This is a genomic window from Streptomyces sp. NPDC021224, from assembly GCF_044332905.1.
Classification (GTDB): domain Bacteria; phylum Actinomycetota; class Actinomycetes; order Streptomycetales; family Streptomycetaceae; genus Actinacidiphila.
This window is the reverse complement of record NZ_JBIRPW010000017.1, coordinates 44,252-67,544: the sequence shown is the minus strand read 5'-3', so window position 1 is coordinate 67,544 and position 23,293 is coordinate 44,252. Positions and strand designations below refer to the sequence as shown.

General features: G+C 73.7%; 23 protein-coding genes and 1 riboswitch. Of the genes, 14 read left to right on the top strand and 9 right to left on the bottom strand.

Translation table 11 applies throughout. The features are described from left to right. Positions 1 to 10: 10 nt before the first annotated feature. From ACH4PY_RS30650 to ACH4PY_RS30640, 3 genes are all read right to left on the bottom strand, one after another. Entirely contained in the window at positions 11 to 1,228 is a 1,218-nt protein-coding gene (locus ACH4PY_RS30650; protein WP_398190197.1) for a cation:proton antiporter, read from the bottom strand. Between the two features lie 5 nt (positions 1,229 to 1,233). After that, complete coding sequence (locus tag ACH4PY_RS30645; RefSeq protein WP_398190194.1) at positions 1,234 to 1,716, bottom strand: cation:proton antiporter regulatory subunit; 483 nt, start codon at positions 1,714 to 1,716, stop codon at positions 1,234 to 1,236. Between the two features lie 119 nt (positions 1,717 to 1,835). Next, complete coding sequence (locus tag ACH4PY_RS30640) at positions 1,836 to 2,300, bottom strand: universal stress protein (RefSeq protein WP_398190191.1); 465 nt, start codon at positions 2,298 to 2,300, stop codon at positions 1,836 to 1,838. A gap of 224 nt (positions 2,301 to 2,524) precedes the next feature. On the opposite strand from ACH4PY_RS30640, the gene ACH4PY_RS30635 reads away from it, so the two are divergent. Then, a complete protein-coding gene (locus tag ACH4PY_RS30635) occupies positions 2,525 to 3,106 on the top strand; it encodes an SRPBCC family protein (RefSeq protein ID WP_398190187.1) in 582 nt (193 codons plus the stop codon). A gap of 124 nt (positions 3,107 to 3,230) precedes the next feature. On the opposite strand, the gene sigJ is transcribed toward ACH4PY_RS30635, so the two are convergent. Further along, a complete protein-coding gene (gene sigJ / locus ACH4PY_RS30630; protein ID WP_398190184.1) occupies positions 3,231 to 4,280 on the bottom strand; it encodes an RNA polymerase sigma factor SigJ in 1,050 nt (349 codons plus the stop codon). 226 nt (positions 4,281 to 4,506) lie between these two features. Here sigJ and ACH4PY_RS30625 point away from each other — a divergent pair, with 226 nt between their 5' ends. Beyond that, positions 4,507 to 5,127, top strand: coding sequence for a hemerythrin domain-containing protein (locus ACH4PY_RS30625; RefSeq protein ID WP_398190180.1), 621 nt, complete (start codon positions 4,507 to 4,509; stop codon positions 5,125 to 5,127). 29 nt (positions 5,128 to 5,156) lie between these two features. Here the strand turns inward: ACH4PY_RS30625 and ACH4PY_RS30620 are convergent, their stop codons facing one another. Continuing rightward, positions 5,157 to 6,254, bottom strand: coding sequence for a chemotaxis protein (locus ACH4PY_RS30620; protein WP_398190177.1), 1,098 nt, complete (start codon positions 6,252 to 6,254; stop codon positions 5,157 to 5,159). Between the two features lie 238 nt (positions 6,255 to 6,492). Here ACH4PY_RS30620 and ACH4PY_RS30615 point away from each other — a divergent pair, with 238 nt between their 5' ends. The 7 genes from ACH4PY_RS30615 (at position 6,493) to ACH4PY_RS30585 (ending at position 14,758) form a co-directional block, all read left to right on the top strand. Further along, positions 6,493 to 7,080 (top strand): hypothetical protein, encoded by a 588-nt coding sequence (locus tag ACH4PY_RS30615; RefSeq protein ID WP_398190174.1) that lies wholly within the window; start codon positions 6,493 to 6,495, stop codon positions 7,078 to 7,080. Between the two features lie 126 nt (positions 7,081 to 7,206). Then, complete coding sequence (locus ACH4PY_RS30610) at positions 7,207 to 8,346, top strand: DUF4129 domain-containing protein (RefSeq protein ID WP_398190171.1); 1,140 nt, start codon at positions 7,207 to 7,209, stop codon at positions 8,344 to 8,346. Then, positions 8,343 to 8,858 carry a hypothetical protein gene (locus ACH4PY_RS30605; RefSeq protein WP_398190168.1) on the top strand — a complete coding sequence of 172 codons (516 nt, stop codon included), beginning with the start codon at positions 8,343 to 8,345 and terminating at the stop codon, positions 8,856 to 8,858. The genes ACH4PY_RS30610 and ACH4PY_RS30605 overlap by 4 nt, the downstream gene beginning before the upstream one ends. Positions 8,859 to 8,954: 96 nt before the next feature. Continuing rightward, complete coding sequence (locus tag ACH4PY_RS30600) at positions 8,955 to 9,926, top strand: AAA family ATPase (protein ID WP_398190526.1); 972 nt, start codon at positions 8,955 to 8,957, stop codon at positions 9,924 to 9,926. Beyond that, positions 9,923 to 11,269: a DUF58 domain-containing protein gene (locus tag ACH4PY_RS30595; RefSeq protein WP_398190165.1), complete on the top strand. Its 1,347-nt coding sequence runs from the start codon at positions 9,923 to 9,925 to the stop codon at positions 11,267 to 11,269. Before ACH4PY_RS30600 ends, ACH4PY_RS30595 begins: the two co-directional genes overlap by 4 nt. Then, entirely contained in the window at positions 11,266 to 11,790 is a 525-nt protein-coding gene (locus ACH4PY_RS30590; RefSeq protein ID WP_398190162.1) for a hypothetical protein, read from the top strand. The genes ACH4PY_RS30595 and ACH4PY_RS30590 overlap by 4 nt, the downstream gene beginning before the upstream one ends. Before the next feature lie 406 nt (positions 11,791 to 12,196). Next, positions 12,197 to 14,758, top strand: coding sequence for a glycoside hydrolase family 2 protein (locus ACH4PY_RS30585; protein WP_398190159.1), 2,562 nt, complete (start codon positions 12,197 to 12,199; stop codon positions 14,756 to 14,758). On the opposite strand, the gene ACH4PY_RS30580 is transcribed toward ACH4PY_RS30585, so the two are convergent. The 3 genes from ACH4PY_RS30580 to ACH4PY_RS30570 form a co-directional block, all read right to left on the bottom strand. Then, a complete protein-coding gene (locus ACH4PY_RS30580) occupies positions 14,736 to 15,536 on the bottom strand; it encodes a carbohydrate ABC transporter permease (RefSeq protein ID WP_398190523.1) in 801 nt (266 codons plus the stop codon). The two genes, ACH4PY_RS30585 and ACH4PY_RS30580, sit on opposite strands and share 23 nt — an antisense overlap. Positions 15,537 to 15,631: 95 nt before the next feature. Further along, the gene (locus ACH4PY_RS30575) at positions 15,632 to 16,537 is read right to left on the bottom strand and encodes a carbohydrate ABC transporter permease (protein ID WP_398190156.1); all 906 of its coding nucleotides are present in this window, start codon (positions 16,535 to 16,537) and stop codon (positions 15,632 to 15,634) included. Beyond that, a complete protein-coding gene (locus ACH4PY_RS30570) occupies positions 16,504 to 17,826 on the bottom strand; it encodes an ABC transporter substrate-binding protein (RefSeq protein ID WP_398190151.1) in 1,323 nt (440 codons plus the stop codon). The genes ACH4PY_RS30575 and ACH4PY_RS30570 overlap by 34 nt, the downstream gene beginning before the upstream one ends. 346 nt (positions 17,827 to 18,172) lie before the next feature. On the opposite strand from ACH4PY_RS30570, the gene ACH4PY_RS30565 reads away from it, so the two are divergent. Continuing rightward, positions 18,173 to 19,051 carry a putative protein N(5)-glutamine methyltransferase gene (locus tag ACH4PY_RS30565; RefSeq protein WP_398190147.1) on the top strand — a complete coding sequence of 293 codons (879 nt, stop codon included), beginning with the start codon at positions 18,173 to 18,175 and terminating at the stop codon, positions 19,049 to 19,051. Positions 19,052 to 19,112: 61 nt separating this feature from the next. On the opposite strand, the gene ACH4PY_RS30560 is transcribed toward ACH4PY_RS30565, so the two are convergent. Next, the gene (locus tag ACH4PY_RS30560; RefSeq protein ID WP_398190144.1) at positions 19,113 to 20,183 is read right to left on the bottom strand and encodes a HoxN/HupN/NixA family nickel/cobalt transporter; all 1,071 of its coding nucleotides are present in this window, start codon (positions 20,181 to 20,183) and stop codon (positions 19,113 to 19,115) included. A gap of 211 nt (positions 20,184 to 20,394) precedes the next feature. Further along, positions 20,395 to 20,536, top strand: a riboswitch (cobalamin riboswitch). Positions 20,537 to 20,571: 35 nt separating this feature from the next. Between ACH4PY_RS30560 and ACH4PY_RS30555 the strand changes: the two genes are divergently transcribed. From ACH4PY_RS30555 to cobF, 4 genes are all read left to right on the top strand, one after another. Then, positions 20,572 to 20,787, top strand: coding sequence for a CbtB-domain containing protein (locus ACH4PY_RS30555; RefSeq protein ID WP_398190141.1), 216 nt, complete (start codon positions 20,572 to 20,574; stop codon positions 20,785 to 20,787). A gap of 63 nt (positions 20,788 to 20,850) precedes the next feature. Further along, complete coding sequence (locus tag ACH4PY_RS30550; RefSeq protein ID WP_398190138.1) at positions 20,851 to 21,711, top strand: CbtA family protein; 861 nt, start codon at positions 20,851 to 20,853, stop codon at positions 21,709 to 21,711. After that, a complete protein-coding gene (locus ACH4PY_RS30545; protein ID WP_398190135.1) occupies positions 21,708 to 22,511 on the top strand; it encodes a hypothetical protein in 804 nt (267 codons plus the stop codon). Before ACH4PY_RS30550 ends, ACH4PY_RS30545 begins: the two co-directional genes overlap by 4 nt. Further along, entirely contained in the window at positions 22,508 to 23,293 is a 786-nt protein-coding gene (cobF, locus tag ACH4PY_RS30540; RefSeq protein WP_398190132.1) for a precorrin-6A synthase (deacetylating), read from the top strand. The genes ACH4PY_RS30545 and cobF overlap by 4 nt, the downstream gene beginning before the upstream one ends.

The window sequence follows — 23,293 nt, the reverse complement described above, 5'->3', positions numbered from 1 at the left end:
CGCCGGCCGGTCAGTTCGCGGCCGCCGTCCGCTCCGGCTCCACCGCCGGTGTCCCGCCGTCGTCCGGCGGCCGCGGGGGGCGCAGCCGGCCGAGCGCCTGGGCGGCGGGCTGCGTGACACGGGCCGCGACCGGCCCGGCGATGACCAGGACCAGCACGTACGCGGTGGCCAGCGGCCCGATGCGGGGCTCGGTGGCGGTCGCCAGCCCCGCGATGACGATGGAGAACTCACCGCGCGCGACGAGCGCGCCGCCCGCCCGCCAGCGCCCGGCGGACCCGACGCCCGCGCGCCGCGCCGCGTACCACCCGGTGGCGACCTTGGTGCCGGCCGTGACCGCGGCCAGGGCGAGGGCCAGCGGGAGCACGGACGGTATCGCCGCCGGGTCGGTGCTGAGCCCGAAGAAGACGAAGAAGAGGGCGGCGAACAGGTCGCGCAGCGGGGTGAGCAGGTTGCGGGCGCCCTCGGCCACCTCACCGGACAGCGCGATGCCGACGAGGAACGCCCCGACGGCGGCGGACACCTGGAGCCGCTGCGCGAAACCGGCGACGACGAGCGTCAGCCCGAGGACGACCAGCAGCAGGAGTTCGGCGTTGCTGGTGGACACCGCCCGGCTGATCAGCCGCCCGTGCCGCAGGGCGACGTAGAGCACCACCGCGACGGTGCCGAGCGAGATCAGCAGCGCGACGCTGCTCCCGGCCAGGCTCATCCCCGCCAGCACGGCCGTGACGAGCGGCAGGTAGACGGCCATCGCCAGGTCCTCGATGACCAGGACGCCGAGGACGACCGGTGTCTCGCGGTTGCCGAGCCGCCCGAGGTCGCCCAGCACCTTGGCGATCACCCCCGAGGAGGAGACCCAGGTGACACCGGCGAGCACCACCGCGGCGACCGGGCCCCAGCCCAGCAGCAGCGCGGCGGCCGCGCCCGGGGTGGCGTTGAGGACGAAGTCGACCACGCCGGAGGGGTACTGGGTCCGCAGGCTGCCGACGAGCTCGGGCGCGCTGTACTCCAGTCCGAGCAGCAGGAGCAGCAGGATGACGCCGAGTTCGGCCCCGGTGGCGATGAACTGCTCGCTGGCGTCGAGCGGGAGGAGGCCGCCCTGCCCGAAGGCCAGCCCGGCGAGCAGGTAGAGGGGGATCGCCGAGAAGCCGAACCGGTCGGCGAAGCGCCCGAGGACGCCGAGCCCGAGGATGACCGCGCCGAACTCCAGCAGCAGGTCGGTGTTCTCCACGCGTGTCACCCTCCCTCGATCAGGTCGGCCACGGCCTCGACGCCCTCGCGGGTGCCGACGACGACCAGGACGTCCCCCACCGCGAAGCGGAAGTCCGGCGCGGGGGAGGGCGTCGCCGAGGTGCGCCGGAGCACGGCGACGATCGAGGCGCCGGTACGGGTGCGGGCCTGCGTCTCGCCCAGCAGCCGGCCGCCGAAGGGGGAGCGCGCGGTCACCGGGATCTTCTCCGTCACCAGGTCGATCCCGGCGGGCAGGTACTGCCGCAGCGGCTCGGGGGCGAGGATCTTCGCCAGCGCGTCGGCCTCGTGCGGGCCCAGCAGGACCGTCTCCCGGCAGGCGTCGTCGTCGGCGGGGTCGTGGAAGGCCAGCCACCGCCGGCCGTCCGGATGCGCCACCACCGACACATGGCGGCCGTCGCCGGTGACCACGTCGTAGCGCACGCCGACACCGGGCAGCGGGGTGCGTCGCGGGCGGAACTCGTTGTCCATGCGGGGCTCCAGGGTAGACAGGCCTGGCACCCCATCCAACCATGACCGCCGACCCCTCTGACGTGGGAACGGTCACTGTGCGTTCCCGCCGGGAGGGCCGCGGGGCCGGGGAGCGGCGGCTACGGCACCACGGTGACGGGCCACTTGCCCGCCTTCACCAGCCGCACGGCGACCGAGCCCACGAACCGGTGGCCGGCCCGCTCCGAGGCGCCGACCACGACCGCGTCGGCCTTCAGCTCGTCGGCCGCGGTGGCCAGCCCGCCGTAGGCGTCGCCGCGGAAGGTGTGGAACTCCCACCGCACCTGGAAGGTGCCGCGCAGCCGCTCCACGGACGCGCGGATATCGGCGACCAGCTGGTCGGCGATCCCGGTGTCCACGTCGGCCACCGGGACGCCGAGCGCGGCGCCGCCGGGCAGGTACGACTGCACGTAGACGAGGGCCAGCAGCGCGTTCTGCCGGCGTGCGAGCCCGGCGGCGTACGCAGCGGCGCGCCAGGACGAGTCGGAACCGTCGAGTCCGGCCACGATGACCTTCGGGCCGTCGGTGCCGCGTTCGAAACGCACAGGGGATTTCTGCTCGTCCACGCGGTCAGGCTATAGGCCCCCGGCCTGCGGTTTCACCCCTGGCGACGCTGAGTGCTCACCCCAATGGGTGTATTGCCACGACATGTGCACCTTTGCGGGGCACGCTTCTCGGGAGGAGTGAAACAGGCGGCGCCCTCCGCCGGGCGCGTGGACCGAGGTCAGGCCCGCGCCTTCGCGCCGGCTCGCCGCCCACGCCGCTACCGGGGAGGTTTGTCATGCCGAGCGTGTCCACGAGTGTTTTCGTGCCCAGGCCGGACACCGAGGTCTTCGACTTTCTCGCCGACGCCCGCAATCTCGCCCTCTGGAGCTCCGGCGTGAGCGCCGTCGACTCCGACGACGTGGTGCCCGGCCGCGACGCCGCCTACCGCTACCGCTACCCCGGCCGCCGGCGCCCGCACCGGCTGGTGTGCGCCGACTTCCAGCCCTCGCGCCGCATAGTCTTCCGCGGCCAGCGCATGTGGAGCCCGCTGGGCACCCAGGTGCCCGTCTACGGCTTCGACCTCATCCCGCACGCCGACGGCACCATGGTGCGGCTGTCGGTCACCAGCTGCCTGAGTGCGGCGCTGCTGCTGCTCGCCCCCGTCGTCGCGATGGCCTGGCGCCGGGACCTGCCGGTCGACGCCGGGAAGTTCCGCGACCTGCTCGGCGGCGCCGTGCCCGCCACGACCGCCGTGAAGAGCCCGGCGCTGCCGGTCGCCGGAGCGTCCGCGGGGCCTGCCGCGGGCCCCGCCGCCGGGGCTCCCGCACCGGCCGCGGGCAGCCTGCCGGTGTCGTCGGCGCCCGGCGGATTCGACTACGCTCATTGAGTGTTAAACTAAACCTCGTGGCGAGGCACTCCCCCGAGCCCGCCACTGCGACCGCCCCGGCCTGGTCCCCCCGTCCCGGCCGGGGCTCCGCATGTCCGGGGGCCTTTGTGCGTCCGGGCCTTCCTCACACCTCCCCGCCGGGACCGGCCGCGCCGTCCGGGGCCTGCGCGTCCTCGCCGACCCGGGAGAGCTTGTCCGGGTTGAGCACCAGGTAGATGTCGGTGACCTTGTCGTCGACCGGGTCCAGGTCCACGACCATGACCGCGGTGGGGGAGTCGTCGGTGACGACCACCACGGACGGATCGCCGTTGACCTGCCGGTAGCGGATGTCCGCCGACCGCGGCAGCCGGTTGGCCGCGTAGCCCGTCAGCAGCCGCGCCACGTTCTCCTGGCCCGACACCGGCCGCACCAGCGCCCCCGGCAGCCCGCCGCCGTCCGCCCACAGCGTCACGTCCGGCGCCAGCAGCGTCATCAGGCCCGCCAGGTCGCCGCCCAGCGCCGCGGAGATGAAGCGTTCGGTCACCTGCCGCTGCAGCCGCCGGTCGGCCTGGTAGCGGGGCCGCCGCGCCTGGACGTGCTCGCGCGCCCGGTGCGCGAGCTGCCGCACCGCCGACGGGCTGCGCTCCAGGATCCCGGCGATCTCGGTGTGCGCGTAGCCGAACACCTCGTTCAGTACGAACACCGCCCGCTCCAGCGGCGTCAGCGTCTCCAGCACCACCAGCATGGCCATCGACACCGACTCCCCGCGCAGCGCCGCGTCGGCCGCGTCCACCGAGCGCGTGGCCTGCGAGGAGTCCGCCACCTCCGGCGCCGCCTCGGTGAGCAGCGGCTCCGGCAGCCACGGGCCGACGTACGTCTCGCGCCGCCGGCTGATGCTCGCCTGCCGGGCGAGCGCCTGGTTGACGGCGATCCGCACCAGGTACGCCCGCGGGTTGACGATGTCCGCGGCCCGCCCCTGCTCCGTGCGGCGGGTCCAGGCCAGCCAGGTCTCCTGGAGCACGTCCTCGGTGTCCGCGGCGCTGCCGAGCATGTTGTAGACCACCGAGAACAGCAGCTCGCGATGGCCGACGAACTCCGCGGTCGCGCGGTCGCCCGCGGCGCCGCCGTCGTCCCGCGCGGGCCCGCCGCCCCCCGCGGACCCGGTGTCGTCGTGCGTGGCCGGTGCGTCGGACACGATGCAGCCTCCCGTGGTGCGATTCCCCGTCCCCCCCTGGGAGGGTGCGCACCGCCTCCAGCGTGACATCGCGCCGCGCGAGTGTGACGCGCGTCTCTCCGGACGCGTCGGATGTCACACTCCGCGCGGCCCGGACGCTCCTGTGAGCGTGGGCCGGTGCGCCGGTCCGCCCCCGCCGCGCCACCGGGGCGGCGGGACCACCGGACAGGAGAGGAAGCGGGCCGCCGTGACCGACTCGGACCAGATCGATTTCACCATCATGTACGCGACCCACCGCGCCTTCCGCCGCGACCTGCAGCGGCTCGCGGCCGCCACGGAGGCCGGCCGCGGGCGCGCACCGCAGGCGCTGGCCGGCTGGGCGAACTTCAGCAGGCAGCTGCACCACCACCACTCCGTCGAGGACGCGGCCCTGTGGCCGCAGGTCGAGGCGAAGATCGCCGGCCGCCCCGACGCCCAGCAGCTGATGAAGGACATGGAGGCCGAGCACGCCGAACTCGGCCCGCGCATCGACGCCGTCGACGTGGCACTGCACAGCGCCGACCCGGACCTCGGGGCGAAGATCGAGGACCTCTACCAGGTCATGGACGGCCACTTCCGGCACGAGGAGGACAGCGCGCTGCCGCTCATCCAGGAGGTCCTGACCCCCGCGGAATGGCGGAAGTTCGGCCTCGCCAACGCCCGCAAGTTCGGCCTCAAGGGCGTCGCGACGTACATCCCGTGGGTGCTCGACGGCTCCACCTCCGTCCAGGAGAAGGAGTTCCTCGGGGCCTTCCCGCCACCGGTGCGCGTCGTCAACAAGCTGTTCTGGCAGCGCTCCTACGCGAAGAACGGCCCCTGGCAGTCCTGACCGGCCGGCCGGGCCCCGCCCCGGCCGCCTCAGTACCTGAGCACCGCCGCCACGTGCCCGACGTCCGCCAGCTCGCCGTCCGGCACGAACCGTACCCGCGCGCCCGTGTCCAGTGCCTGCTCGGCGATCTCGTCGACGATGTCGTCCCTGGCCCCCCGGTCGCCCGCCGCGGCCGGGACCAGGTGGTCGCCGTCGTCGCGGACCGTCGTGCGGTAGCCGTCCTCGATCGCCACCAGCGCCACCCGGGCCTCGGCCACCGACTGCCACACCTCGTCCACGCCGCCCGCGAAGGCCTTCCGGCTGCGGGCCTGGTCCAGCTCGGCGAGCACCTCGCCGACCTCCTCCGCGGCCCGCTGCCCCGCCGCCTCGGCCAGCGCCCTGCGCAGTGCCTCGGCCGGGCCCTCGGCCAGTCCGCCCTGCACGATCTGCCCGGCGGACTCCTTGACCAGCTTGCCCGCGTCGTTCAGCGCGGCCAGCGCCTCCGACTCCGCGACGACGTACAGCGGCTGCGGGTCGGCGGCCAGCACGACCCCGGCCTTCTCGGTCACCTCCCGCAGGAACTGCCGGGTGGACTCGTCGTTGAAGACGCTCGGCGTGTCGCCGATGCGCTCCTCGCGCTCCGGGTCGAAGTCCTCCGGCGCCCGCCGGACCGGAAAGGCCCCGGTGACCTGTTCCGGCGCCCGCCCCTTCGACCCGCTCCACATCGTCGCGACGTCCGCGGACAGCGCCAGCACCCAGTACGGCTGGTTCGCCACGTGCGCGGCCACCAGGTTGCGGGTCAGGAAGGTCTGCGCGAGCAGCACCCGGGCCGGAACCGTACGGGCGAGCGTCCACACCTGGTGCTCGCCCGGCGCGGCGAAGATCGCCAGCCCGTCCTCGGCGTGCACCAGGTCCACCTCGCCGAGGGCCTGGTCGAGCTGCCCGATCACGTCGATCCGGTCCGCCCGCGAGACCTCCGGATCGTTGTGCACCGCGTCCTTGGCCTCCTCCAGCAGGTTGCGCAGCCTGACGGCGTCCTGGGCGTTGTCCGGCTCACGGCGGTGCGTGGGGAGCAGGATCGAGACGGCCGGATACGGTCGCGGGCGGCGCAGGTCGGCGAGGATGGCGGGACTGATCGGCGCGTGCATGTCGGTGCCCTTTCGGCGGCTGCAACATCTGCCGGAGACGTCCCCCGGGGCGTCTCGTCGTCCCTTCCTGGATATAACAATGTGCCGCCCCCCGCAGCTTGTGGACGCGTCCCCGCCGTCCCGCCCGGGTGCAGCGGCCGGTCACCCGGACGGCCCGCCGGGCGCTGCGCGTACCGCCGCGACCCCGCACGGTGAAGGGGACCGGGCCTGCCCGCCCGCGGAGCAGAAGGGGACCGACGTGACCCGACACCGACGACGCGTCCCGGCCGCCGGCCGGCTGCGGGCCGCGACCGCCGCCGCCCTGGTCGCCGCCTGCGCGGGCGGCCTCGCGCTGGTCAGCGGCTGCGACGACTCCTCGGGCGGCAGCGCCCCGTCCGGCACCCGGCTGCCCTCGGCGGTGCGCTCCGCGGTCTCCAGCGGGGCCGCGGCCGCCTCGTCCGCCGTCTCGTCGGCCGCCGCGGCGGCCTCCAGCTTCGCCGCCTCGGTCGGCGCGGGCGCCACCAGCGCCGCCGCGTCCTTCGACGCCGCCCTCGCCAAGGCCGCCGGGCAGGGCAACGCGATCGACTCCGTGCAGCTCACCAGCGTGCCGACCGCCCAGACCGGCGGGCTGAACGCGGTCGTCGTCGGCATGGCCAACAACACCGACAAGACCGCCTCCTACGCGGTCAAGGTCGAGTTCGCCGACTCCACCGGCCACGTCGTGGACAGCTCCGTGGTCGGCGCCACCGGCGTCGGCGCCGGCAGGAGCGCCCAGACCATCGCCTTCACCACCAAGGACCGCGGCACCGTCCTCACCCCGCGGGTCGCCAAGGCCCAGCGCTTCTGACCTGCCGCTTCCCGGCCACGCCCCGCGCTCCGCCGCCGCCCCGCCCGAAGCCCGGCCCGGGGGCCGCCGCTGACACCCCCGGACCCGTGTGCGAAGCTTCCGACTTCGGGGCGAGGGGAGGCGGCGGTGGACGGGCAGGACGCCACAGCCGGAGCGGACGGGACGACGGGACGGCCGGACACGCCGGACGGGGCGGGGAAGCCCGCGGCGGCGCCGGGCACCGGGCGGGGGAGCAGGACGGCGGCAGCGGGCACCGCGCTCGCGCTGGTCGCCGCCGCGGGCACCGCCCTGGGCGCCGTGCTGCTGCACCCCGGCCACTCGCTGCTGGCCAAGAGCGGCGGGCCGCTGGACAGCACCGGCGCCGTGATCGTGCTCGCGCTCGCCGTCCTGGGCGCCGGACTAATGGTGGCCGGCCGCTACCGGGCCCGCGTCGGCCACCGCTTCGACCTGCCGCCCTTCGAGCAGCGGCTCGCCGACGCCGTGAGCGTCACGCTGGTCGCCGCCGCCCTCGCGGTACCGCTGCTGCTGCTCCTCAAGCACCCCTTCCGGCACTCCCCGGCCACCCCGCCGCCGCCGCCACCCTCCACGGCCCTCCCCGGTCGCGGCACCCACGTACCGGTCCACGCGCCCCCGACGCACAAGCCCGGCCACGGACCGTCGATCACCCTCCCGCACCTGGTGGTCGTGCTGGCCCTCGTGCTGCTCGCCGTCGTGCTGCTCGTCGCGGGGTACAAGCTGTGGCGCCAGCTGTACCGGCCCTCGGCGCACGAGACCGCGGAGCCGTACCTGCACGAGCCCGACGAGCAGGGAGCACTCGCCGAGGCCGTCGACTCCGGCCGCCGCGCGCTGCTCGGCGACGGCGACCCGCGGGCCGCCGTCATCGCCTGCTACGCCGCCATGGAACGGTCCCTGGCCGGCTCCGGCGTCGCCCGGCACGCCTCCGACAGCCCGCAGGACCTGCTGGAGCGGGCCGCCGGCCGCGGCCTGCTCGGCGGCCCGCACGCCGCCGACCTGACCGGGCTCTTCCGCGAGGCCCGCTACTCCACGCACCCCATGGACACCACCCACCGCGACCGCGCCGCCGCCGCACTGGACGCCATCGCCGCCCAGCTCGCCGAGTCCGCCGCCCGCGAGGCGGCTGCCGCCCAGGCCGACGAAGCAGTGCAGGCCGCCGAAGCGGCGCAGGCCGCGGCGGACCCGGCCCCGGAGCCCGGCACCGCCCCGCAGGGCCGCGGGCCCCACCCGACGACGGGAGCCCACCGGTGACCCAGCCGCCCGAGCCCGGCGCCCCCGGCTCCGTACGCCACTCGCTGCTCCTGCTGGGCGCGGCCGGCGTCGCCGCCGTCGTCGTGCTCGCCCTCGCCGAGGGGGCGGCCGGCGCCGCCGCCGCGCTGGCCGTGTGCACCGTCGCGGGCCTGGCCGTCGCCCGCTACGCCACCGGCGCGGGCGCCCAGGACAGCGGCTTCCGGCGGAACGTACGGCTGCTCGGCAGCCGCGCCCCCGCACTCGGCGAATGGCAGCGCATCGTCGACAAGTCGATCGGCGAAGGCGCCGACGTGCACTTCGTCGCCACGCTCCGCCCGCAGCTCCAGCGGCTCTTCGCCGCCCGGCTCGCCGAGCGGCACGGCGTGCACCTGCACCGCCACCCCGAGCGGGCCAAGGCCCTGGTCGGCGCCGACCTGTGGCCCTGGATCGACCCGCACCGCCGCCCCGTGCGGCGCCCCGACCACCCCGAGCGGGTGCTGCGCGCGCTGCTCGACCGGCTGGAGTCGCTGTGACCGCGCCCGCGCCCCGTCGCCCGTCCCACGTCCAGGCAAGGTGAGGAACCGCACGTGACCGAAGACCGCATCGCCGACGCCGCAGGCCCGTACGCCATGACCCCGCGGGAGGCCGGTGAGCGCGCCGCCGGGGTGCTGGCCGAGATACGCACCGCCGTCGTCGGCAAGTCCCGGCCGCTGGAGATGGTCATGCTCGGCATCCTCGCCGGCGGCCACGTCCTCATCGAGGACCTGCCGGGCCTGGGCAAGACCCTCATGGCCCGCTCCTTCGCCGCCGCCCTCGGCCTGGACTTCCGGCGCATCCAGTTCACCCCCGACCTGCTGCCCTCCGACGTCACCGGCGCGCCCTTCTACGACCAGCGCTCCGGCGACATGGTCTTCCGGCCCGGCCCCGTCTTCACCCACCTGCTGCTCGCCGACGAGATCAACCGCACCCCGCCCAAGACGCAGGCCTCGCTGCTGGAGGCGATGGCCGAGTCCCAGGTGTCCATCGACGGCAGCACCCGCCCGCTGCCCGACCCGTTCGTCGTCATCGCCACCGCCAACCCCATCGAGTACGAGGGCACCTACTCGCTGCCCGAGGCGCAGCTCGACCGCTTCCTGCTGCGCGTGCGCATGGGCTACCTGACAGCCGAGCAGGAGACCGGGATGCTGCGCGCCCGGATCGCCCGGGCCGCCCCCGAGGCGGTGCTGCGCACCCTCAGCAGCCCCAAGGACGTGGTGGCGATGCGCGCCGCCGTCGAGCGGGTCGAGGTCGAGGACGACCTGCTGGACTACGTCGTCGCGCTCGTCGGGGCCACCCGCGCCCACCAGCACATCCAGGTCGGCGCCTCACCGCGCGGCGGCCTCGCGCTGGTCCAGCTCGCCCGCGCCCGCGCGGTCCTGGACCTGCGTGACTACGTCACGCCCGAGGACGTCAAGGACGTCACGGTCGCCGCGCTCGCCCACCGCGTCACCCTCAAGCCCGAACTGTGGGTGCGGCAGATCGACGCCGACGACGTCATCGCCGAGATCGTGCGGTCCGTCGCCGCGCCGCAGACCCTGCCCCGCAGCCGCGTCGCCTCATGACACCCGGGACCGGCCGGTCCGCGGCCGTCGAACGCGCCCTCGGCGGCCGCGACGCCTCCGACGGCGGGCCCACCGAGCCGCCGAGCCCGCCGCCGCCCGGCTGGCGGGCCTCCGAGGGCGCGCTGCGGTACGCCACCGTCGCCGCTGTCGCGGTCGCCGCCGCCCTGGTCACCGGGCACGCCTGGCTGCTCGCCGCGGCGGCCGCGCCGCTCGCGCTGCTCGCCCTGGCACTGCCCGCCGGCACCCGCCCGCGCCGCATCGACCCGGCCGTTGACGTCCAGCCGCGCCGCTGCTTCGAGGGCGAGCAGCTCACCGTGACCATCACCCTCGGCCTCGACGGCGCCGCCGGACGCCTCGACCCGGGCGTCACCCCCGGCCCCGGCCTGCGCCTGGACGAACTCAGGCCCGGCCCGCGGCACCTGACCCTGCTGCTCACCGCGGAGCGCTGGGGCCGCTGGAGCGTCGGCACGGTCGACGTCGACGTGTACGACGTGGGCGGCGCCGCCCGCCGCACCGTCCGGGTGGACCTGGGCGAGGTCGCGGTCTTCCCGGTGCCCAGCGCCGCCGCCGTCACCCCCATCCCGGTCCGGCTGCCGCAGCGGCTCGGCGAGCACACCTCGACGCAGCGCGGCGAGGGCGTCGAGGTCACCGGCGTCCACCCGTACGTCGTCGGCGACCGGCAGCGGCGCATCCACTGGCCCGCGACCACCCGCCGCGGCGAACTGCAACTCCACCAGTTCGCCGCCGAGAAGGCCTCCGACACGGTGGTGCTGCTCGACGTGCTCGCCGACGTCCGCGACCCCGCCACCGGGGCGTCCTCGCTCGACGAGACCTTCCGCGCGGCCGCCGGACTCGTCCGCGCCTACCTGCGCACCCACGACCGCATCGGTGTCGTCTCCGTCGGCGGCGCCACCCGGTGGCTCCAGCCCGGCAGCGGCCAGACGTACTTCTACCGCATCGTGGAAAGCGTCCTCGACGTCCGCAAGGACCTCGGCTACCGCACGACCGGCCTGCGCCGGCTCCCGCCGCCCGCGCTCCCCGAGAACGCGCTCGTCTACGTCTTCACACCGCTCACCGACCAGCGCATCCTCGATGTCCTCGACCAGGTCAGGGCACGGGCCAACCCGCTGGTCGTGGTCGAGATCCCCAGCGGCGACCCGGACGTCGAACCCGGCGACACCCGCGCACAGCTCGCCCTGCGGCTGTGGCGCGCCGACCGCGAGGCGATGCGCTTCGCGCTCACCGAACGCGGCATCGCCGTCGTCACCCACACCCCCGGCGAGACGCTCGACCTCGCCCTCGCGCCACTGCTGCGCACCCGGATCCGCGGAGGAAGCCGATGAGCCGCACGACGGGTGCCCACCGGCTGACCGCCCGCGTCCTGGGCGCCGCACTCGCCGTCGCCGCCTGCAACCCGCCGCGCACCGTGACCGGGCCGCTCATCGGCTGGCTGCTCGTCGCCGCCGCCGTGGCCGCCGCGTGGTGGGCCGCGCCGCTCGTCGACGCCCGGCCGGTGCTGACGTCCATGCGGTGGAAGGACGTCGCCGTCCACCGCCGCAACACGCTGCTGCCCGCCGGGGCGGTGGTGCTCGCCGCTGTCACCGCGCCCGCGGCATGGCTCGCCGCGTGCGTGGTCGGGCTGCTGGCCGCGTATCTGCTCGTCACGGACGCCTGGACGATGAGCGCGTCCGCCCCGCCGGACACCGACCGGCTGCGGCCCGCCGCCGCCGTGGCCGCGGCCTGCGCCGTGACCTTCGCCGCGGCCCAGGCCCCGCTGGCCAACACGTCCTGGGCCCGCCTCCCCGCGGCCCTCGCCGTAGCCGCGACCACCACCTGCGTCGCCCTCTCCCTCCGCCACCGCTGAGCGGTCCCCTCCGGGGGCCTTCGCGCCACGAACTGCCGCTTGCGGTGGGCTTCCACGCCTTCCCCCGCTGGGGGCTTGGCGCGCAGTTCCCCGCGCCCCTGACAAACGCTCACCCTCCTTCGGCAGGGGGATACGTAGGGCGGCGACACACAGGGGCGCGTGAGGGCACCTCCCGGGCGAAGCCTGGGGGAGAACTGCGCGGTCAACCCCCACCGGCAGCAGGGCGCGGAAGCCCACCGCAAGTGGCAGCCCCTGGCGCAAAAGGGCCACCGCACCCGCCGCGGCGAACCCACCTGTATCGGTTCAGTAAACGTGCCGCTCAGGCACGAACCCATCGCTTCCCATCAGGACTTGGCGTGCTTTACCGTTTAATGCGCCAGCCACCGCCCCAGGCAAGGGAGAAGCGATGAAGGACGTCACGCCACTGGTCGACGGCTGGAACCTCCGTCTGCCGCGCGCAAGCGCAAGCCCAAGCCCAAGCGCAGACGCAGACGCAGAAGCAACCGCCCCGCCCCAGCCCAGCGGCAGCGACACCGTGCGGGCCGTCGTCCCGGGCTGCGTCCACACCGACCTGATGGCCGCGGGTCTGCTGGCCGATCCGTTTCTCGACCGGAACGAGGCCGACGCAGCCTGGGTCGGCCACGCCGACTGGACGTACGAGTCCGTGCTGCCGCCCGTCACGACGGCCCACGAGCGCAGCGACCTCGTCTTCGACGGCCTCGACACCGTCGCCGAGATCCGCCTGGGCGACGGCGTGCTGGGCCGTACCCGCAACATGCACCGCTCCTTCCGCTTCGACGTCACCGCGCACCGCTCGGCCACCGCGCAGCTCCCGTTGAGCGTCGCCTTCACGTCGGCCTACACCGAGGCCGAGCGGGTGCGGGGGCTGCTCGGCGACCGGCCCAACTCCTATCCCGAGCCCTTCCAGTACGTCCGCAAGATGGCCTGCTCGTTCGGCTGGGACTGGGGTCCGACCCTGGTCACCGCGGGGATCTGGAAGCCCGTCAGGCTGGAGCACTGGTCGACCGCCCGGCTGGCGCGGGTCACCCCGCTGGTGACCGTCGCGGACGGGACGGGCCGGGTCGAGGTGCGGATCGAGCTGGAGCGCACCTCCTGCGGCGCGGACCGCCCGCTGCTGGTCCGGCTGCGGGTCGGCGAGCACAGCGCGCAGACGGCCGTACCGCCCGGCGCGGACCGCGTCACCGTCGTCGCCGAGGTCCCCGGGCCCGAGCTGTGGTGGCCGCGCGGCTACGGCGAGCAGCCGCTCCACGCGTGCGAGGTCACCCTCACCGACCCGGCGGCGGAGACGGCGGACGGCGCGGACGGCGTCCTCGACCGCTGGCAGCGCCGCATCGGCTTCCGCACGGTCACGCTCGACACCTCGCCCGACGCGCACGGCAGCGCCTTCACCCTGGTCGTCAACGGCACCCCCCTCTTCGCCCGGGGCGTCAACTGGATCCCCGACGACGTGCTGCCCACCCGGATCGACGCCGCCCGCTACCGGCGCCGCCTGGAACAGGCCGCGGACGCGGGGGTGGACCTGGTGCGGGTGTGGGGCGGCGGGCTCTACGAGAGCGACGACTTCTACGACGCCTGCGACGAGCTGGGCCTGATGGTGTGGCAGGACTTCCCGTTCGCATGCGCCGCCTACCCCGAGGAGCAGCCGCTCCGCTCCGAGGTCGAGGCCGAGGCCCGGGAGAACGTCGCCCGGCTCGCCCCGCACCCGAGCCTGGTGCTCTGGAACGGCAACAACGAGAACCTGTGGGGCTTCCGCGACTGGGACTGGGAGTCCGCGCTGGCCGGTGCGTCGTGGGGTGAGGGCTACTACCTGGGCCTGCTGCCCCGCGTCGTCGCGGAGACCGACCCGACGCGCCCGTACTGGGCCGGCAGCCCCTGGTCGGGCTCGTGGGAGCACCACCCCAATGACCCGCGGCACGGCACCGCCCACTCCTGGGAGGTGTGGAACCGTCAGGACTACACCGACTACCTCGACAGCGTGCCGCGCTTCGTCGCCGAGTTCGGCTGGCAGGCCCCGCCCGCGTACGCCACCGTCCGCCGGGCGATCGGCGACGAGCCGCTGACGCCGGACTCGCCCGGCATGCTGCACCACCAGAAGGCCGAGGACGGCAACGGCAAACTCGCCCGGGGCCTTGCCCACCACTTCCCCGTCCCGGCCGACTTCGACACCTGGCACTACCTCACCCAGGTCAACCAGGCACGGGCGATCGCCACCGGGATCGAGCACTGGCGTGCGCACTGGCCACGCTGCGCCGGCACCGTCGTGTGGCAGCTCAACGACTGCTGGCCGGTGACGTCGTGGGCCGCCATCGACGGCGACGAGCGCCCCAAGCCGCTCTACCACGAGCTGGCGCGGCTCTACGCCGACAGGCTCGTCACCGTGCAGGCCCGTCCCGGCGGGCAGGTCGCGGCCCTGGTCAACCAGGCGGCGGGGGAGTGGGCGGGCGAGGCCGTGCTGCGCCGTGTCGCGGTGGACGGCGCCGTGCTCGCCGAGGCCCGGCTGCCGTTCTCCGCCGCGCCCCGGAGCGTCGCGGAGATCCCCGTGCCCGACGAGCTGCTGCCCGCGGCGGAGGGCGGCAAGGAGCTGCTGACGGTGCGGGCGGGCGACGAGCGGGCCTGCTGGTTCCCCGTCCGGGACAAGGACTTCGCCTACCCCGAGCCCGCCTGGGACCTCGATCTCGCGGTGCTGCCCGACGGCGCCGCCGAGGTCACGGTGACCGCCCGCGTCCTGCTGCGCGACCTGCTGCTCCAGGCCGACCGGCTCGCCCCCGGGGCGAGCGCCGACCGGGGGCTGACGACGCTGCTGCCCGGCGAGAGCGCCACCTTCACCGTCACCGGCTGGGACGCCCCCACCCCGCAGGCCGCCGCCGCCGCGCTGTTCAGCGTCAACGCGGCGGTACGCGGCCCGCGGCCGGGGACGGCTCCGGCTACTTCGTCGCACCCCGGGTGAACCCGTTGTAGATGAAGCGCTGAAGGAGGAGGAAGACCACCAGGGTGGGCACGATCACCAGGATCGCGCCCGCCGAGATGTCCTCCCAGTGCGCCCCGAAGGGGCCCTTGAAGCGGAAGAGCGAGGTGGAGATCGTCCCCAGGTCGTCCGAGGGCATGTAGAGGAAGGGGATGTAGAAGTCGTTGTAGACGGTGATGCCCTTGATGATGACCACCGTCGCGACGGCCGGTTTCAGCAGCGGCAGGATGATCCGCCAGTAGATGGTGAAGGCGTTCGCCCCGTCGATGCGGGCCGCCTCGTCCAGGGACACCGGGATGCCCCGGATGAACTGCAGGAAGATGTAGATCGAGACGATGTCGGTGCCCATGTAGAGCAGGATCGGCGCCCAGCGGCTGTCGAACAGGCCGAAGTCGTTCACGATCTTGAACGTCGCCACCTGGGTGGTCACGCTCGGCACCAGCGAGCCGATCAGGAACAGCGCGATCACCAGCCGTCGCAGCCGGAAGTGGAAGCGGTCGATCGCGTAGGCGGCCATCGAGCCGATGAGCACCGTCCCGGCGATGGAGAAGACCAGGATGAAGGCGGTGTTCCAGAACGCCCTGAGCATCTTCCCGGCCCGGAAGGCCGTCACGTAGTTGTGGTAGTTGAGCCAGTTGTGCGGCAGCGTCAGCGCGCCGCTGCCGTCGGCCATCTCGCGGGAGGTCTTGAGCGACGTCAGCAGCACCGCGACCAGCGGCAGCAGCACCACGACGCTCGCGGCGACCAGCGACAGGTACATCAGCGTCCGGGCCACCGTGCGGCGGGCCCGCGTCCCCCCGGTGCCGTCGGCCGCCGCCGCGGGCGCGGCGGGCGCTTTGCGGACGAGAAGCGAGGTCATACGAGATCGTTCCTCTCGTCCGGCACCACGATGCGCTGGAGCCAGGTCACCAGCAGGATGATCACCAGCAGCGCCACGGCCGCCGCGGAGGCGAGCCCCATCTTGTTGAACTCGAAGGCCAGCTTGACCGTCTGGATCACGAAGGTCTGGGTGCCCGCGGCGCCGCGCGTCATGATGTACGGGATCTCGAACGCCGACAGTGAGCCGGAGATCGCCAGGATCGCGCTCAGGCTCAGCACCGGTTTGATGCCCGGGGCGATGATGTGCCGGAACTGCTGCCAGCGGTTGGCGCCGTCCAGTTCCGACGCCTCGTACAGCTCGCCGGGGATGGACTGGATCGCGCCCAGGAAGAGCACGAAGTTCAGGCCCATGAAGCGCCACACCGACACCCCGGCCAGCGAGGTGTTGCCCATCCGCCCGCTGCCCAGCCAGAAGTGGTGGCCGTGCGCGCCGAAGGCGCTCAGCACCGTGTCGAGGGTGCCGTGCGGCTGGAAGAAGTACAGGAAGACGAAGCCGATCGCGACACCGTTGAGCAGGTAGGGGAAGAACAGGATCCCCTTGAAGAGGTTGCGGAAGCGCACGTCGAAGCTGAGCACCGTCGCGAAGTACAGCGCGAGCACGATCTGCACGACGGAGGCGACCAGGTAGTAGACGCTGACGAAGAAGACCTGGAAGAGCTCGGGTCTGGTGAACAGCTCCACGTAGTTCTTGGTCCCGACGTAGTTGCGGTCCGGGCTGACGCCGTCCCAGTCGGTGAAGCTGTCCCTGATCATGTTCCCGACCGGGACGTAGGTGAACGTGATCAGCAGAGCCAGTGGCACCGCCAGGTAGAGCCATGGCGTCACGGTCCGCCAGACCCGAGCGCGGTTCACAGGCTCGCGGTCTTCTGTGCGGCCGACCACTTCTTCGCGAGGTCCGCGAAGATGCCGTCCAGGTCGCCGCCCGCCGCCCCGCGTGCGACGTCGATGAGGTGCTGGCGGTAGTCGGGCTTGTCGGTCATGCCGATCTCGGACTGGTTGTCGATGCCGGTGACCTTCGCGGCCTGCGCCTGCGACATCTGCACGAACTGCACCCCGGCGTCCTGGAAGGGCTTGAGGGCGCTGGGCATCTCACCGCCCCTGAGGGTCGGGACGGCCTGGTTGTCCTGCACGTAGCCGGACTTGTCGGTGAACCAGTCGATCCACGCGCGGGCGGCGGCCTTGTGCCGGGAGTGGATGTTCACCGCCTCCTGGTAGTCGGGCGCCACCGGGGTGCAGAACTTTCCGTCCTTCTGCGAGGGGAAGGGCATGTAGCCGATCTCGGACGGGTCCTTGCCCGCCTTCTTCGCCGCGTCCTGCATCTGGACGATCGCCCAGGACCCCAGCCACATGGTGCCGATCTTGCCGGTGGCCAGCAGGCTCTTGCTGTTCTCCCAGTTGGTGGTGGTCGGGTCCTGCTCGGAGAGCTTGCCGTGCACGATGTCGTACAGCAGCGTGTCGCCGGCGTTCAGGTCGCTGCCGGCCTTCCACGGGTCGGGGTCGTCGGCCGGCTCGTCGGTCGCCTTGGGGTCGCACGTGACGGCGCCCTGGACCTGCGTCCAGGCGGTCAGCGGCCAGCCGTCCTTGTAGTTGGTGTAGTACGGCGTCGCGCTCGTCGCGGACTTGATCGCCCGCAGGTCGGCCAGGAACGCGTCGGGCGTCTTCGGCCAGTCGGTGATCCCGGCCTGCTGCCACACGGTCTTGTTGTAGACGAAGCCGTCGGCGTTGGCGAAGTTGGCGATGCCGTAGACCTTGCCGCCGACGGTGGCCTTCTCGGTGAAGGTGTACTTCTTGCCCAGCTCCTCCGCCGTGCCGAGCGACGCGAAGAACTTCGGGTAGTCGGCGGTCTTGACGGCCGCCGGGATCATGAGCACGTCGCCGTAGTTCGACGTGTTCATACGGATCTTGACCTCGCCCTCGTAGTCCGTGATCCCCTCGAAGGTGACATGGACCTTGGGGTAGATCTTGTTGAACTGCGCGGCGTACTTCTTCATCGTGCCGTCCTGCACCAGGTCGGTGCGCTGGGTCAGGACCTTGACGTCCCCGGTGACCTTGGACGGATCGGTCGGCGAGGCGGCCGACTCGCCGCCGGACGACGAGCCTCCGCCACCGCAGGCCGTGGCCAGCAGCGCCATCACGGCGACCAGCGAACCGGCGAGTGCTGTGCGCTTCATCTGCTCCCTCTCCGTTTCCACGACGTCCGACCGAGTCCAGCGGGACGACGGCAACTTAAGCGATTCAGTTGCAGAACGACCGCACTATTGCATTGGGTTGTTGGCCGGTAAAGACGCTGATTCCGCGCTGATGCTCAACCGTTACATATCGATTCGGTGCCAACACCCGCCGGTGCTGGGGTAGGTTGGGCGCCGACCGGCGGCGAGGCCGCCGGCACGCGCCACGACTGGCAGGGGAGGTGGGACCGATCACCGCGCGTACGCACCGCACGTTCCCGCCGTCCGGCCGCGGCCCCGGGGCTTCCTGACCGGGTCCGCCGGCCGCCGCACCCGCCGAGAGGCCGCCATGCCGCACACCCCGGAATTCGCCGGACCCCTGTCCGTACCTCCCGTCCTTCCCGTACCGGGATCCGCGCCGGAATCCGGTACGGAATCCGCGCACGCCGCCGTCACCGCCCGCCTCAGGGCCGCGGGCTGCGTCTTCGCCGAGGACGAGGCCCGCATCATCCTGGACACCGCCGCCACCCCCGCCGAGGCCGCCGCGATGACCGCCGCGCGCGCCGCCGGGCGGCCGCTGGAACACGTCGTCGGCTGGGCCGAGTTCTGCGGTCTGCGGATCGAGGTCGGCGAAGGGGTGTTCGTGCCGCGGCGGCGCACCGAACTGCTGGTGCGCGAGGCCGTCGCGCTCGGCCGCGCCGCGTGCGCCGCGCGCGGGCGGTCGGTCGTGGTCGACCTGTGCTGCGGCTCCGGTGCGGTCGGCGCCGCACTCGCCGCGGCCCTGGGGCGTACCGAACTGCACGCCGCCGACCTCGACCCGGCCGCCGTCGCCTGCGCGGCGCGCAACGTCGCCGCCGTCGGCGGCCGGGTGCACCGCGGCGACCTGTTCGCGGCGCTGCCCGCGGCGCTGCGCGGCACGGTCGACGTGCTGGCCGCCAACGTGCCCTACGTGCCCACCGGCGCGGTCGCCCTGCTGCCGTCCGAGGCCCGCGACCACGAGGCCCGGCTCGCCCTCGACGGCGGGCCCGACGGCCTGGACGTGCTGCGCCGGGTCGCCGCGGAGGCCGCGCGATGGCTCGCCCCCGGCGGCTCCGTCCTGGTCGAGGCGGGCGAGCGGCAGGCAGCCGCGGCCGCCTGCGTCCTCACCGGCGGCGGCCTGTCGGCCCGTACCGTCACCGACGACGACCTCGGCGCGACGGTCCTCGTCGGCACCCGCCCCGCGTCCTAGACGGCGAAGGCCCGTACCCCCGCGCGAGGGGGTACGGGCCTTCGCCGTGACGGTGTGCGGGTCAGTCCGGCTGCTCGGCGGTGCGCAGCCCCGAGGACCACTTCTCCTCGATGTTGCCGAACTTCCACACCGCCACCGCGACCGCCCAGGTGGCGAAGAAGAGCCCGACGATCACGTAGCCGACGATGTTGAGGTCCAGGCCGCCGATCCAGTCCCAGAAGGCGCCGTGCAGACCGGCCTTGTCGCTGACCAGGCCCAGCAGTTCCACGGTGCCGATGATGAGGGCCACCGCGACCGACAGGCCGGTGATGGTGAGGTTGTAGTAGACCTTGCGGACCGGCTTGGAGAAGGCCCACTCGTAGGCGAAGTTCATGAACGAGCCGTCGATCGTGTCCAGCAGGCACATGCCCGCCGCGAAGAGCACCGGCAGGCACAGGATCGCGTACCACGGCAGGCCCGAGGCGGCGCCGGACCCGGCCAGCACCAGCAGGGCGATCTCGGTCGCGGTGTCGAAGCCCAGGCCGAAAAGCAGCCCCAGCGGGTACATCTGCCAGGGCTTGGTGATCGACTTCATCACCCGGCCGAGCAGCCGGTTCATGAACCCGCGGTTGTTCAGGTGCTCTTCGAGCGCCGCCTCGTCGAAGTGCCCGCCGCGCATCTGCCGGAAGACCTTCCAGATCCCGGCCAGGATCAGCAGGTTGATGATCGCGATGGCGTAGAGGAAGGTGCCGGACACGGTCGTGCCGATCCAGCCGGTGACGGTGTGCAGCTGCGAGTCGTCGTTCTGGACCGGGTCGGAGAGCGACTTGATGCCCAGCGACAGCAGTACGGCCAGTCCGAAGACGATGCTGGAGTGGCCCAGCGAGAACCAGAAGCCCACCGACAGCGGGCGCTTGCCCTCGTGCATGAGCTTGCGGGTGGTGTTGTCGATCGCCGCGATGTGGTCGGCGTCGAAGGCGTGCCGCATGCCGAGGGTGTACGCGGTCACGCCGATGCCGATGCCGAAGGACTTGGTGCCGACGCTGTAGTGCTCCGGCGCCACGATCGCCACCAGGGTGAACCAGCCGATCACATGGAGCGCGACGATGAACGCCGCCATGCCGCCGAGCCGGGTCCACTCCGCCCGGGTCATCGAGCTCCTCATCCGTCGCAGGCGCGATCCGGCAGGTGCCGGGGCCTCGGTGGTGCTGCTCATTCCTTCGTCCTCCGGGGAGCGGCCGGTGTGTCGCTAACCGCATCAGCGTACTAGTTGCGAACGATGTGCAATAGGCCGCCCGGCCCCCGGAGAGCTTGATCACATCGGCGGAACCCCTGGTGATCGCCGGTTCGCCCTGATTGACGCATGACAGAACGGAGCCCTACGCTCACCGGGTAAGTGATGACATGGGGAAGCCGGTGAGACTCCGGCACGGTCGCGCCACTGTGATCCCGCCGCCTTCGGGCGAGACGGGAAGTCAGATACCCGCTCATCACGACGCCCAGCAGACCAGGGACGCACGATCCCCGAAGGAGGGCTCATCTTGAGCAGCATTTCCCCCGCCCGCCCCGCCGCCACACCGGTCGTCCTGCCGGTCACCAAGGCTGCGGTCTGGCTCGTCGGCGCCACCGTCCTCGCACTGCTCGCCTACTACTTCATCGGCGTCGACCAGGGCGCCGTCTCCGTGTTCGGCAAGGACATGCACATCCACGAGTTCGTCCACGACGCCCGGCACTTCCTCGGCTTCCCCTGCCACTGACGGCAGCGGGCCCGCCCGCAAGCCCCCGCGTCCCCTGTCCCCCTTCACAACGGACAACTCGACATGGAAAAGAAACTCGTGCTGCGCGGCGTCCTCGCCGGCGCAGTCGCCGGGCTGCTCGCCTTCGTCTTCGCCCGCATCTTCGCCGAGCCGTACATCAGCAAGGCCATCGACTACGAGAGCGGCCGCGACGCCGCGCAGACCGCCCTCGACAAGGCCGCCGGGATCGCCCCCGAGGCCGCGGGCTCCGACCTGTTCAGCCGCACCGTCCAGGCGGACGTCGGCATCGGCGTCGGCATGGTCGTCTTCGGCATGGCCATGGGCGCGCTCCTCGCCGTCGCCTACACCGTCTGCCTCGGCCGGGTCGGCGGGCTGCGCGCCCGCAACCTCGCCCTGCTCGTCGCGGGCGGCGGCTTCCTCGGCATGTACCTGGTGCCGTTCCTCAAGTACCCGGCCAACCCGCCGGCCATCGGCCACGAGGAGACGATCAGGGCCCGCAGCGGCCTCTACCTGATCATGGTGGTGTGCTCGGTCGCCTTCCTCGTCGGCGCCGTCTGGCTGGGCCGCCGGCTCCAGGCGCGCTTCGGCAACTGGAACGCCACACTGCTGGCCGGTGCCGCGTTCGTCGTCGCCATCGGCGCGGTCATGCTGCTCCTGCCCTCGCTCGGACACCTGGGCTGGAACAAGGAGCACTACGGCGACCACGCCACCGAGACACCCCAGCCGCTCACCGACCCCAAGGGCGACATCGTCTTCCCCGGCTTCCCCGCCGACGTGCTGTTCGCCTTCCGCTTCTACTCCGTGGGCGCGCAACTCCTGCTGTGGTCCGCGCTCGGCCTGGTCTTCGCACCGCTCGCCGAACGCGTCCTGCGCCCCGCGACGGCAGCCGCGCCCGCCCGCGGGACGGCGCCGTCCCCCGCATGACAGCGCACGTACCGGGAACGGGGGACCAGGGCGCGGTGATCGACGAGATCACCGCGCTCGGGCCCTTCTTCGCGTTCACGACACACCCGGACCCGGCGGCGGACCCGGACCGCGCGGCGCCCGGCCCGGCGGTCGGCGCCGGGTCCGGCGAACCGGTGTGGCAGGCCCTCGACGGGCCCGCCGTCGCCGCCCGGGCCGAGGCCGTCCGGGCGTGGCTGGCCGCCGCGAGCGGGCGGCCGCCCGACGCCGTCGAGGCCCGCGTCGGCGCGTCCGTCGCCCACCTCGGCCTCGCCGCCCGCCTGGTGTCACCCGCCCTGGCCGCCGCCGTCCTGCACGGCGTGCTCCTGGACCACCGGCTCGCCGCCGTCCGCTGGCAGCCCGTCCTCGGCGGCCCCGCGCCCCTGTCGCTGCCCGCCGCTGCGCTGCGCGGCCCCGCCCTGCCGCCCGCGCCGCTCGCCGACGCCTTCGCCGCCCGGCTGCACGACGGCCCGCTCGCCGAACTCGCCGCGCTGCACGCCCCGCTCGGCGTCTCCCGGCACATCCTGCTGGGCAACACCGCGTCCGCCGTCAACGGCGCCGCGGCCATGATCGCCGGCGCCCGGCCCGACCTGGCCGCCGCCACCGCGCGGTTCGCCACCGCGCTGCTGGACCGCGCTCCGCTGCGTGCCCAGCGCGCCCGCACGCCCGCGGGGGCCTTCCGCCGCCGCAGCTGCTGCCTGATCTACCGCGCCGCCCCCGACCGCCGCGGCGCCCTGTGCGGCGACTGCGCCCTGCACCCCACCACGGACACCCGCCCATGAGACACGTGCACGTCATCGGCATCGGCGCGGGAGACCCCGCCCAGCTCACCCTCCAGGCCGTCGACGCCATCGGCCGCACCGACGTCTTCTTCCTGCTCGACAAGGGCGAGGAGAAGGCCGACCTGGCGGCCCTGCGCGAGCTGATCCTGCGGCGGCACGCGACCGGCCCGCACCGCGTCGTCACCGCCCGCGACCCCGACCGCGACCGCACCGCGCCCACCCCCGGCTACGCCCCCGCCGTCGACGACTGGCGCGCCCGCCGCGCCGCCCTCTACCGCCGGATGATCGCCGAGGAACTGCCCGACGGCGGCACCGGCGCCTTCCTGGTGTGGGGCGACCCGGCCCTCTACGACAGCACCCTGGCGATCCTCGACGACCTCCGCGGTGACGGCGGCCCCGCCTTCGAGTGGACGGTCGTGCCCGGCGTCAGCAGCGTCGCCGCCCTCACCGCCCGGCACCGCGTGACCCTCAACCAGGTCGGCGGCCCCGTCCACATCACCACCGGCCGCCGCCTCGCCGACCACGGCCTGCCGCCCGGCGCCGACGACGTGGTGGTGATGCTCGACGCCCGGCACGCCTTCACCGCGCTCACCGGCCAGGGCCTGCACATCTACTGGGGCGCCTACCTCGGCACCCCCGACGAGATCCTGCTGTCCGGCCCCCTCGACGCGGCGCTGGCCGAGCGCATCACCGCCGCCCGCACCGAGGCCCGCACCCGCAAGGGCTGGATCATGGACACCTACCTGCTGCGCAGGCCGCGCCCGCAGGCCGCGCCCCGCTGA